Genomic DNA, 13,299 nt, shown 5'->3' on the forward strand with positions numbered 1-13,299 from the left:
GTTATATTTTTGCGTAATCTTCTTGTTTAACACTATCAAATTTCTGTAAAGACTCTACGTATTCTGCAACGTACTCTTTATTCTCATGCCCTTCTTTAATCTGTTTCATTTTAGATTGCTCACTTGCAGTTTTCAATAATAACTTAACCTCTGCAATTGCAATTGATGGCAATACCCTTAAGAATAATAAGAATAAAGTGAAGAATAATCCAATTGAACCAACGAATACACTCACATCAACCCAGGTTGGATAAAACATTGCCCAGCTTGAAGGAATATAATCACGGTGTAATGAAGTAACAATAATTACAAAACGTTCGAACCACATACCTACGTTTACCACGATTGATAAAATCCAGGTGGCTTTGATGCTTAAACGGATTTTTTTGAACCATAGTAATTGCGGAGAGATTACGTTACAAGTCATCATCATCCAGTATGACCACCAGTAAGGACCAGTAGAACGGTTGATAAATGCGTATTGCTCGTATTCAGAACCTGAATACCATGCAATGAAGAACTCAGTTAAATAAGCCACACCTACAATTGAACCTGTTAAGATGATGATTTTATTCATCGACTCAATGTGGAACATGGTGATGTAGTTCTCAAGACCTAATACTTTACGTGCTACCAATAATAAAGTTAATACCATCGCAAAACCTGAGAAAATCGCCCCTGCCACGAAGTATGGAGGGAAGATGGTAGTGTGCCATCCAGGAATTACTGATGTTGCAAAGTCCATTGATACAATTGTGTGTACAGAAAGTACCAGAGGTGTTGAAATACCTGCTAAAATTAATGATACTGCTTCGAAACGTTGCCATGTTTTAACACCGCCAGTCCAACCGAAAGAAAAGATGGTATAGATTTTTCTGCGTGTTCCAACTGCACGGTCGCGAATGGTTGCAATATCTGGCAATAAACCTGTGTACCAGAATAATAATGATACAGAGAAATAAGTAGAGATGGCAAACATATCCCAAACCAATGGCGAGTTAAAGTTAACCCAAAGTGATCCGAACTGATTTGGTAATGGTAATACCCAATAAGCTAACCAAGGACGGCCCATGTGTGATACAACATAAGTTGCCGCACAGATAACGGCGAAAATAGTCATCGCCTCTGCCGAACGGTTGATTGAGTTACGCCAGTTTTGACGGAAAAGTAATAGTACCGCTGAAATTAGTGTTCCGGCGTGACCGATACCTACCCACCATACGAAACCGGTGATATCCCATGCCCATCCAACTGTTTTATTTAAGCCCCATGCACCGATACCGTTCCAAAAGGTGTAACTCACAGCTACAACCCAAAGTAAAGCACCTAATGCTGAAACGATGAAACCAATCCACCAAGCCTTATTCGGCTTGTTTTCTACCGGTCCTAAAATATCATCCGTAATTTTTGCATACGTGATATTATCGCCGGTAATTAATGGTTCTCTAAGTATTGATTCGTTATGTCCTGACATAATTTGTATTTTCTTTATACTAAAGCTTACGCTTGTACTGTTGTATCTGTGTTTCTAATTTTTGTCATGTATCCGATACCCGGTTTCACATTGATCTCTTCCAAAACGTAGTAGATACGCTCAGAACGTAATGCTTTTGAAACCTCTGAATTAGGATCGTTTGAATCACCAAATATGATCGCATTTGCTGAACAAGCTTCCTGACAAGCCATTTTGATATCGCCATCTTTTAATGGACGTTTCTCTAATTTAGCTTGCAATTTACCACCTTGAATACGTTGGATACACATTGAGCATTTTTCCATTACCCCACGTGAACGTGTAGTAACATCAGGATTTAATACCAATTGAGTAAACTCATTATTTAAGTAGTTATCGAAACGAGAATCATTCCAGTAGTTGAACCAGTTGAAACGACGAACTTTGTATGGACAGTTATTCGCACAATAACGTGTACCTACGCAACGGTTATAAGCCATGTGGTTTAAACCATCTGATGAGTGAACAGTTGCTAATACCGGACAAACTGTTTCGCAAGGTGCGTGATCACAGTGTTGACACAACATTGGCTGGTGAACAACCGAAACGTGATCTAAGTCTTCCAACTTAGCGATTTCTTTTTCTTTAGTTACATCACCATCTTTAGTTTCGTAGCTGTAGTAACGATCAATACGGATCCAGTGCATTTCACGACGACGGCGAACCTCATCACGACCTACAACAGGAATATTATTTTCAACGTTACAAGCAACGATACAAGAACCACAACCTGTACAAGCATTCAAATCGATTGCCATTACCCAGTTATTTCCTGGTTTTTCGTAAGCATCCCAAAGATCGTAATCTTTGTGCTCACCTTTGTGGTTACCTGCAGAAGCATCTTTCAAGTATTCTTTGAATGTAGCTTCCTTAATTACTGCACGACCTTCGAAAGAGTGGTGCGTTTGTGTTTGTGCCAATTCATAGTAACCTCCTGTTGGAGTAATGGTTACATTGGTGGCATATTGCATGGTTCCGTTTACAAAAGAAACAAAAGGGAAAGCATTTTTACCCACATCGTTACCGGCTTTACCAACTTTGGTACGGCCGTAACCTAATGCGATAGAAGCAGTTCCTTGTGCTTGTCCTGGTTGGATCAATACAGGAAGATCAACTGAATATCCGTTGCTACCTTTAACCGTAACTACATCAAATTCTTTAATCTTTAATTTTTCAGCGTGTTTTGGTGCTAAGGCAACATAGTTATCCCAGGTTACTTTAGAAACCGGATCAGGTAACTCCTGCAAGAATGCATTGTTTGCATTTTTACCATCACGCATTGGGATGTTTTCGTAAACCTGTAACTCGATATCTTTAGCTAAAGCTTTGCTGGCCGAAACAATTTTGCTTGCTACTTCAGTAACAGATTGAGTGAAAGAATAAGCTGCAGCAGTTTTTGGAGTTACCGCAACTACACCTTTTTCTAAAACATCATTCCATTTTAAGCCAAGTGCAGGCAACATTTTGGTTTCCCAGTTACTGCGAACAAACTGATAATAATCTTTAACCGGAGCATCAGCCCAAACCAATAAACTTTCTTCAGCCTGGCGGCTGTTGAAAACCGGATTAATGGTTGGTTGAACGATTGAATAATATCCTTCGTAAGCATTTGCATCACCCCATGACTCTAAATAATTATGGTTGATGGCAATGGCATCACAAAGTGAAGCTGTTTCATCAGCACGATCTGAGAATGAAACTTTTGCAGGAACTTTTGCTAAAGCATCAGTAAATGCTTTAAAATTCATGAAATCGTAAGCAGGGTTACTGTTTAAGAAAAATACAGCACCAACTTCTCCACGGCTCATTTCAGCAACTAAGCCATTAAACTCAGCATCGTTACCAGCGTATAAATAGCAAGGATTATCTAAATCGATCGTAGTACCGTAACTTCCGATAGCGGAGTTAATGGCATTTACTAAAATCTGCGTAGAAACATCATTTGAACCACAAACAACGAGGCCTTTACCTTTATTTTGTAGTAATTCTTTAGCTACTAATTTAATTACTTTATCAGCAGTTGCGTTGTTTCCTAAAGTACCACCAGCTAATGACTGACCAGTAATGGCGTTATATAAAGCAATTAACGCAGGACCTTCTTCAGATAATTTTACAGGAACACGTGTATCAGCATTTGTACCTGTTAAGCTCATACCACTTTCGAATTGAATGTGGCGGCTCATTTTTTTATTTTCTAAAGATTTATAGTTACGGTTAGCAGTATATTGAGCAGTAAACTCTTCACCACTAATCCAGGTACCTAAGAAATCTGCACTGAAACTTACAATTAAGTCAGCTTTATCAAAATTGTATTTTGGTAATACAGCTTTACCGAAGCTATTTTGGTTGGCTTGAATAATACCTGTATAAGAAACAGCATCATACTGAACCAATTTAGCAGCAGGATATTTAGTAATAAACTGTGCTAAAACTGCATTTGTTGAAGGACTATTAACTGTAGAAGCTACTACACGGATTTTTTTGCCACCCGCTTGTGCTTTTGCCAATTCGCCTTTCACAAAACTATCCAGCTTAGCCCAGGTTGTTTCTTCGTTTTTAAGAACAGGTGCTTTTAATTTAGAAACATCGTATAAATCTAAAACTGAAGCTTGTGCTCTTGCATCCGTACCGCAATTGAATTGACCTGCATTAGGATTTGGTTCAATTTTGATCGGACGACCTTCTCTTGTTTTAACTAAAATACTCTGGCCGTTAAAGCTCGAAGTATAATAGTTAGGAATACCAGGCGTAACCTCTTCAGGTTTTACCAGGTAAGGAATAGATTTATGAACAGGGGCACTTTGACATGCAGCTAAAGTAACTGCACCTAAACCAAAACCTAACGCCTTTAAAAAGTCGCGGCGTGGGGTAACGGTACTTAACCCTGCTTCATTTAAAACATCTTCTATTGGAAGTGGCTCGGCAAATTCGTTTTTGTTATTTTTAACAAAATCGGGTGTATTGTTATACTCCTCTAAGCCTTTCCAGTATTTTTTGTTGCTTTCCATTTAAGCTATATTACTGTTTATTCGAACGTTCTTACTAAACTCTATCTATTAATAGTGGCATTTACCACACTCTAAACCACCCAATAACGCTGGTGTAACTTTCTCGCCTTTTTTAATTTTCTCATGCGCTTCGATAACTTTAGCGTAGAAAGCATTATTTTTCTGACCAGAAATATCAGTTTCCTTGTGGCAGTTAATACACCATTTCATGGTTAATGGAGAATATTGATAAATTTCTTCCATCGTATTAACCGGACCGTGACATGCGAAACATACAGGTTCTGTTGGTTGTAAACCTTTTGCTTTACGAATTGCATCTTCTGCAACCACTACGTGTTGAGAGTGATTGAAGTAAGCAAAATCTGGCAGGTTATGTACACGCACCCACTCCATCGGTTTCTCTTTGCTCTTATCATATTGCTGAGTTTCAGGATCGTAACCTAACGCATTGTAGATTTTCTTGATCTCTGGAGAAATCTCACCATCATAATTATCTCTTGCCTGAACAGCTTTGTGGCAGTTCATACAAACATTTAATGATGGAATGGTAGCATTTTTAGATTTAAACGCACCGTTGTGGCAGTATTGACAATCGATTTGATTGATACCTGCGTGTAATTCGTGTGAGAATTTAATTGGCTGTACTGGCTGATAACCGGTGTGAACACCTGTATCCCACATACCCATCCAACCAAATGAACCTAAGCAAATGATCAAACATAAAATGAAGAACATCACGAACTTCTTGTTTTTGAACATTTTACGAACACCTACCGCTAAAGGCACATCTTCTTCAATTTCAATACCTTGTTTTTGCAGAATTAATCGCTCTAATAATTTAGATGCACGACCTAAGATTACTAAAATTACAATACCTACTAATACAATGGCAATGATACCAGCGATAGATAAACCTGAAGTAGTGTCATCTTTCGGAGCAGCAGCGCCTGCAGCACCCGCAGCTGGTTTTGGTTCACCTTCCTTGATATAAGCTAAGATGCTTTTTACCTTTTCCTCATCTAACTCAGGGAAAGAAGTCATTGCTACTTTTCCATTTTCGTTAAACAATTTCACAGCTTCCGGATTACCGGCAGCAATCATACCTTGTGAATTAGGAATCCATTTTAAAAGGAATTCTTCTGAGTGGCGATCGCTCACCCCTGTTAAAGCAGGACCTATTAATTTGGCATCTAACGCATGGCATGATGAACATTTAGCCCTGAAAAGCGTTCTCCCTTCTTTAGCATCCTGCGCACTAACGGTTGAAACCGCCATTACAGTAACTGCTGAAAACACGAATAACGACTTCCAAACGCTTTTTAAAATCATCGAGATATCTCTCATAATGAACACTTTATACTTATTTAATTTACTTTTTGTTGTGAAATTGATGCCTGAACTGATATAGCCCCATCAAAACTTGAACAAAAGTATAACTTATTAATAAATCCCATGACATAATACTGACGTGAAATACAATTTATAATCATTCTAAACAAACGCCGATTCAGGCTCGTCAGCTAAGAAAAATGCCCATTTTCGAATCCATCTCCAACGGGCATTAAGAAAACCAATTTGGTTTTACTAAGATTTATAATTATTGTTTCAATATCCACGCAAACATTAGCGGCGCTACAATTGTTGCATCACTTTCTACAATAAATTTAGGCGTATGAATGTCTAATTTGCCCCAGGTAATTTTCTCATTCGGCACTGCGCCTGAATACGATCCGTAAGAAGTTGTAGAATCTGATATCTGGCAGAAATAGCTCCAGAACGGAATATTTTCCATTTCCATATCCTGATATAACATTGGCACTACGCAAATAGGAAAATCGCCGGCAATACCACCACCAATCTGAAAGAAACCGATTCCTTTACCGTCACTATTAGCAATATACCAATCGGCTAACCAACCCATATATTCAATACCGCTTTTCATCGTTGTTGCTTTTAGCTCCTGTTTCATTACATACGAAGCGAAGATGTTACCCATTGTTGAGTCTTCCCATCCCGGAACAACAATTGGCAAATTCTTTTCAGCTGCAGCCAGCATCCATGAATTTTTTGGATCAATTTCATAGTATTGCTCTAAATCGCCACTTAACAACATTTTATACATAAACTCATGTGGAAAATATCTTTCTCCTGCGGTATCTGCATCTTTCCAGATTTTGTGAATGTGCTTTTGCAAACGACGGAAAGCTTCCTCTTCAGGGATACAGGTATCCGTAACACGGTTATAATGGTTTTCTAACAAATCCCACTCATCTTGCGGGCTCAAATCGCGATAGTTAGGCACACGTTTGTAATGTGAGTGCGCTACCAGATTCATAATATCTTCTTCAAGGTTGGCACCTGTACAAGAAATAATGGCCACTTTATCTTGACGGATCATTTCTGCAAGTGAAATTCCCAATTCAGCAGTACTCATTGCACCAGCAAGCGTGATCATCATTTTACCACCTTCATCTAAATGCGTTTCATAACCTTTAGCCGCATCCATCATTGCCGCAGCATTAAAATGGAGGTAATTACGCTCCATGAACTGAGATATTGGTCCTCTTGTATTGCTCATTTTGTTTTGTATTGTTTTGCGCAAAAGTAGGCATTTAGCCCGAAACGATAAAACATTAAAAGTGTTTGCAGTTGCGAGCTTAACGTTGGGAAGTGATTAAGCAATTCAAATGATTGATAAATTCTCTACGCTATTTTCATCCCGAGGAAAGCCGAAAGATGTTTTTCTCGGAAAGCAATTGTTGTATCATGATTAAAGTTAGTCCGGCTTTTGGTTCAAGGCCCAATGAAAAATTGGCCGCTTTCCCCGTCAATCCGGTTTAGGTGGCCTGGCCATTACTACTGTTAATGATTTCTAAGCTACCGTCATAAAATGCACTAGCAACTGGCAGGAAATAAATCTTAAATAAAAATTCAGTTAATTTGCGGCAATGAAAAAACTTTGCTTGCTCCTGTTATTTGTGATACTATCTGGAAGCTCATTTGCTCAAATGAAGTTGATTAAAAAGCTGCTTTCTAACGAGAAAGACACGTTGCGTAAGGCCAGCTTTTTACCTATCCCATCCTTTGGTTATGCCCAGGAAACAGGTTTTCAATTTGGTGTTGGTGCTATTGTTGGTTTTTATGCAGACCGCCTTGATACCACAAACCGATCATCATCGTTAACACTAAACCTCAATTATTCTACATTGAAAGCCTATAACATGAGCTCGCTGATTGATATTTGGGGTAAAGGAAATAAGCTTCATTATATTGGCGAACTGCGTTTCAAACGCATGCCTTTCAACTTTTACGGCATCGGTAACAGCACAGACGAAGCGAATGAAGACAAGCTGATCCAGCAACAAATTAAAGTTTTGTTGCAAGCCGAAAAACAGTTGTTGCCCAAAGCTTATACCGGAGTATCACTAGGTTTCGAAAATTACGAATATAGAGATGTGGTTGCAGATGGCATTTTCAGTAAAGATCCATATTATAACAACAGAACCGGAAGCGTTTTATACCTTGGCGTTTCGCAGAGTTATGACGCCCGAAACAATAATAACTATACTACCAAAGGCTTTTTTATCAGGGGAACCTACCAATATGCGCCAGATATTTTTTCAGCGGGCAACTTTACCGGCAGTCAGATAAAAATTGATGCCCGAAATTTCTGGAGATTAAACAAAAGCTTCGCTGTTGGTGTGCAAGGCCTGTACAATACCGTAATTGGCAATAACACCCCAATTTATTTGTTGCCACAAATGGGTAATGATGAGATGATGCGGGGTTATTATGGCGGCCGTTACCGCGATAAAAATTTACTGGCTTTTCAAGCTGAGCTGCGTTATCGTTACAGCAGCCGTTTTGGGGCCACTGTTTTTGGTGGTACGGGAACAGTTTGGGGAGTTGACGATTTCTCGAAAGATGCTTTCAAACCCAACTACGGCGCCGGTTTCCGGTATTTCTTCGATCCTGAAAAAGGAATTAGCGTTCGCTTAGATTATGGCATTGGAGAGAAGCGTCCGAATGAAAAACGTCAGAGTGGATTTTATATCAGCATTGCCGAAGCATTTTAGTAGATGGAAAATGTTTGATGGAAGAGTCTAATCATCCTAAAAAATAATCTATAGATATAAATGTACTCTAGAGCGATCGTCATTGAAAGGCACGAAGCAATCTCTTCTCAAAAAAATAGTTTTCACGATGAGATTGCTTCTCCCGATGTAAAATCGGGATCGCAATGACGGGCAAATTGTCCATTTTCTATCCTCCATCTTACCTCTCCCATCATTTACTTCTCCTCCGCTCCTCGTCATTTCCAGCTTTTCTTTCCTGTGATTTGATTTTCTCATTACCAAAATTAAACCGGGCGGTAAAGCGGATTTGTCTCGCATCGTAATAGTTACTGTATTCCTGCCTGATGTTATTGATCAAACTACTATACCGATACTTATTCATTTTAAAAATATCATTTGCATTCAGCGATAACTGAAGTTTTTTATTCAGCAGCAAAGTTTTAAAACCAAAATCAAGATTACACTGGCTTTTATTTTCATTCAATCCTTCTACCGTTGGAAATTGATACCAGAAATTAACATCAGCCAGAATAGTTTTCGATTTATTAAAAGTGAATTGATTTAACGTAGAAAAATACGCTCCGGCGCCTTCTAAGTTTGATAAGGTTTGGATAATGCTTGAGTTAGAAACACTGTAAAAAACATCAAACTGATTGGTGGTTTGCCAGTTCTTAAACGGATTTAGCACAATTGAGTTGCTCAACTGATATTGATACCCGGTGATAAAGTTAACAGGCTTTGATGCTTGCGTATTGGAGCTCGCATCAATAAAATTCACATCATTAAAACCGTTTTGAGTATTGCTAAAAGAGAAAGTGCTGATGAATATACTTTTGTAAGCATGTGAAATTTCGACATTGTTATTGTATGATGGCTGCAAAAACGGATTACCTTCGGCATACACAAACGGGTTGCTGTACCAACGGAAAGGGTTTAATTTCCGGTAAGCAGGTCTGTTAATTCTTCTTCCGTAGTTGATATTCCAGATACTTTGATCTGTTGCCCGATATACTACGTATAAGGTTGGAAACAACTGAAAGTAACTGTTTTCATTCCGCTGGTTAACGGAAACACCATCAATTTGGGTATATTCTCCTCTTAGTCCAATCTGAAAGTCCCACTTCTGAATGGTTTTATTCACATTTGCATAAAGTGCTTGCGTATGTTCCCGATAGGTGAATACATTACTCTGGTTTAAGTCGAGATCATAAACTTCATTCTTTTTTTCGTAGAAGGCAACATCACTTTCATTGTGGATGAAACTCAGTTTAGCCCCAACAGCAAGCTTAAAAGTTTTAAAAGGCAAATCAATATCAGCCTTAAGAGTGTATAAGTCTATATTTTGTTTGCTGGCAGATAAATATTCAGCAAATGAGTTTGGAATTAGCGATCCATCCGAGAAATAACTTTGATTGTTAAAAAAACGACTTTTATCATCATCAAATTTAAACCAATCGGCATTGATGATGAGTTGCTTTCCTATTGAATCCAACGATTGCTTGAGGTAAAGATTTGCTGCATTGAAATTCGATCTGATTTTTGCATTCGCATCAGAATTTAACAGAGAATCTAATTTTCCGTTAGGATGAATAACGTTTGTTTTAATGTTTTCTTCCGAATGAAAATTGGTTAATCCGCCATTGTAGGATAAGCCCAGCAACGTTTTTTTCGAGATTTGATAGTCCAATCCAATTTGTCCGCTGGGCACCGTTCTGAAATTTCGATCCTTATTAATCACATTCCAGGTTTGGTTGGGATAAAAAATGGTGCTTTGCTCAAAAGGTACAATTGAACCTTTGCGAATATTAAAAGTAGAATTAAGTGTGATTTTATCTTTACGATAACTGAGATTTCCTCCAGCAGAAACCGTGGGATGCGTAGCTTTTGTGAAAACCGTATTTATTGATCCCCTAAACCCTTCGACAGTAACTTTCTTAAGTACGATATTGATCAAACCGTTATTTCCCTGAGCATCATATTTGGCCGGTGGATTCGTAATGACCTCAATTTTTGAAATCTGATCAGAAGAAATAGATTTAAGGTAGTTTGATAAATCATCCTGACTAAGCTGAATGAGTTTATCGTTAATCATGACATTAACGGCGCCCTTTCCCACTAATGAAACCTGATCATTCATTACCCTGACACCAGGCACTTTGGACAGCAACTCAAGCGCATCGGTTCCAATAGCTGCAACGCTGTTTTCCACGTTAAAAACTGTCCGATCGATCCTTTTTTCCAACAAAGGTTTCTTTGAATGGATTTGCACATCGGCAAGCATTTGGTTATTTTCCTTTAGCTTAACATTAATGGAAGTATCGCTTCGCAATTGAAAACTGCTTTGCTGGTTAAGGTAATTGATTGCGGAGAAAACCATGGTATATTTTCCTGCTGGCAAATTCACAAAAGCATAATTCCCTAAACTATCTGATTGGGTATAAATTGATTTGTTGCCCGCATTAGTTAGCTTGATGGAAACTGATGCCTGATCTAAATTGTTTTCTTTAAGCGATGTTCCGACGATTTTGAACTGCGCCTGAACACCTGAAGCAATCAGGATGAACAATAAGGTAATTCCGAATAATAATTTATGCATTAGCGATTTAAATCAGCGCCGAATAACTTGGCTTTAGAAGTTTTCACATCGTAGTAAATACTATCTGCTTTGATCTTTTTTTGGTTGTTTGGATAAATTGTAGAATTGGAAGCTTTGAGCAGGCTATTTTTTGAATAATAGATAGCTCTATTAGCCGATATCTTTACATCATCATAAGTAACCTCTACATTTCCAAACATGTAAACAATTGATTTACTTTTATTAAATTTTACAGAATCTGCTCTGTATTCTACCTTCTTATCAAGGTGAGCTTTATCATTTAATACCTCTCCGTTAACATTTCCCGGTGATTTAAGTTCAATCACAGCATCTGCTGAATTCGTAGTCTTATATTTGTTGTCTCCATTAACTGTTGCCAAGTAAAAATCCTTTGGAACTATAGCTAATGAAGTTTTTTTTGAAGTATCCTTTTTTAACGTAGCCACCTTTTGATGACCATCTTCTTTATAAAATTTATAGAACAACTTTTTATTCTGAACGCCAAATGTTCTGATATTTTTAGAGATTGAAATCCAATCATTAATAGCATAAGATTTAGCTCCGGTTTTCACTTCATGCACAAATCTTAACCTCACATCATCACCTTTTTTAAAATCGTTTAAATACGCTAAATCCGTTTGTGATTTATTTACCATCAATTTAAAAATGTAGCCGTTTGCATTTACATTAACAATCCTTTTATCCCCTGAAGAGATTATACTTGTGATTTTTCCGTCGTTAAACCTCACTCTATTTGCCTCATACAGAAATGGGTAAACTTCGGGTTCGGGCATTTGATAAATAAGTTTATTCCCGGCAAAAATTTGCTTCGGTTTAATGCAAACGAAATTTTCACCTCTGGTAAAACCGGTTGAAGCAACAACAATTTTTAATTCATCACCTGTTTCTAAAAGATTTAGCGTTTGCTGCCCCAAATACATTTTTGGCAGAATGTAAGTTATGCCTTGCGATTTGAATAATTTACCATCATCGAAACCAATTTTAGATTTCGACTTATAATTTTCATTTATGATACCATTTAAGGTTTTTCCAATTGCAAGTTCAGAGATTTCCTTCAATTCCAAATATTCTTTAGAGGTAAAATAAGGATCGGTTTGTTTCACATTTGGCAAAGCCAATTCATGATATTTTGGAACTTTATTTTTTGATGAATCCTGTGATGAAACATCCTTTTTTGAAACCGATTGCGCATAAACTATTTCCACTGCGAATAGCCAAACCAATCCCAATGCCACCGGCAATGCCAACAAATACGTTAATTTCTTCATGTTTTTAGATTTTGAGTTAAACAACATTTTAATTCGGTCCTTAATCGGGCTTTTCACAAAATTGTGAATGAGCGGCATATCACTTTTGGCAACAGCCAGTTTCAAAAGTAAATGAGCGTAAGCCTGATTGCCGCAGCCCGATGAAGTAATCTCATCCGCTTCATATTCATGGTTTTGCTCTACCGCCTTATCAAAAAGATATACTACAGGATTAAACCAAAACAAAGCTTTAAATAGCATAAGCAGCAACTTATCTATTGAATGAAACTGCTGCACATGAACCTTTTCATGCCTTAATAAAACCTGCAATTCGCTTTCGCTCAGCTGATCATTTATAAAAACGTAATTGAAAAACGAGCAATTGGTAAAACCTTCGGTTTTGGATATCAACTTTAATCCATCAATTTGCTTAGAACTTTTTGCATATTTCAACAGATCAAACAAACGCCAGATGCAAACCAATAACAGCATTGCAGAAATGCTCAGGTAAGCGTAAAAACCGATTATATTCCAGTCTATTTCAGTTACCTGTTGCGGCTGATAGTCAATTGCCAAAGGCTGCACCATCTGGAAAGGCTCATCACTTAGTGTCTCGTGTTGAGGCTTTTCGCTCCATTCCCTGATTTCCGGCACCAGTATTTCGCGTTTAAGCTCGAACTGTAAAGCCGGGATAATCAAACTACAAACCAACGATCCGAGCAGATAAAACCTGTTGAATTTAAAGAAAGTTAGTTTTTTCAATACCAGCAGATATACCGCAAAAAAACAAACGGTGCAGGCACTTACTTTAAGCAAATATATTAACCATTCCATCATC

The 13,299-nt window shown here is 37.9% G+C and carries 7 protein-coding genes; 1 reads left to right on the forward strand and 6 read right to left on the reverse strand.

Going from position 1 to position 13,299, the window contains the following annotated elements:
- Window position 1: 1 nt before the first annotated feature.
- From nrfD to R2Q70_RS01170, 4 genes are all read right to left on the reverse strand, one after another.
- Window positions 2–1,474 carry an NrfD/PsrC family molybdoenzyme membrane anchor subunit gene (nrfD, locus tag R2Q70_RS01155; RefSeq protein WP_316805854.1) on the reverse strand — a complete coding sequence of 491 codons (1,473 nt, stop codon included), beginning with the start codon at window positions 1,472–1,474 and terminating at the stop codon, window positions 2–4.
- A gap of 26 nt (window positions 1,475–1,500) precedes the next feature.
- Window positions 1,501–4,521, reverse strand: coding sequence for a TAT-variant-translocated molybdopterin oxidoreductase (locus R2Q70_RS01160; RefSeq protein WP_316805855.1), 3,021 nt, complete (start codon window positions 4,519–4,521; stop codon window positions 1,501–1,503).
- Window positions 4,522–4,569: 48 nt separating this feature from the next.
- A complete protein-coding gene (locus R2Q70_RS01165; protein ID WP_316805856.1) occupies window positions 4,570–5,865 on the reverse strand; it encodes a c-type cytochrome in 1,296 nt (431 codons plus the stop codon).
- Between the two features lie 253 nt (window positions 5,866–6,118).
- The gene (locus tag R2Q70_RS01170) at window positions 6,119–7,099 is read right to left on the reverse strand and encodes a deoxyhypusine synthase family protein (protein ID WP_316805857.1); all 981 of its coding nucleotides are present in this window, start codon (window positions 7,097–7,099) and stop codon (window positions 6,119–6,121) included.
- Between the two features lie 370 nt (window positions 7,100–7,469).
- Here R2Q70_RS01170 and R2Q70_RS01175 point away from each other — a divergent pair, with 370 nt between their 5' ends.
- A complete protein-coding gene (locus R2Q70_RS01175; RefSeq protein WP_316805858.1) occupies window positions 7,470–8,597 on the forward strand; it encodes a polymerase in 1,128 nt (375 codons plus the stop codon).
- Window positions 8,598–8,808: 211 nt separating this feature from the next.
- On the opposite strand, the gene R2Q70_RS01180 is transcribed toward R2Q70_RS01175, so the two are convergent.
- Both R2Q70_RS01180 and R2Q70_RS01185 read right to left on the reverse strand, forming a co-directional pair.
- Window positions 8,809–11,193 (reverse strand): outer membrane beta-barrel protein, encoded by a 2,385-nt coding sequence (locus R2Q70_RS01180; protein ID WP_316805859.1) that lies wholly within the window; start codon window positions 11,191–11,193, stop codon window positions 8,809–8,811.
- Complete coding sequence (locus tag R2Q70_RS01185) at window positions 11,193–13,295, reverse strand: M56 family metallopeptidase (RefSeq protein WP_316805860.1); 2,103 nt, start codon at window positions 13,293–13,295, stop codon at window positions 11,193–11,195. The genes R2Q70_RS01180 and R2Q70_RS01185 overlap by 1 nt, the downstream gene beginning before the upstream one ends.
- Window positions 13,296–13,299 lie beyond the last annotated feature (4 nt).

Source organism: Pedobacter agri (genome assembly GCF_032678665.1).
In the GTDB taxonomy this organism is placed as follows: domain Bacteria; phylum Bacteroidota; class Bacteroidia; order Sphingobacteriales; family Sphingobacteriaceae; genus Pedobacter; species Pedobacter agri_A.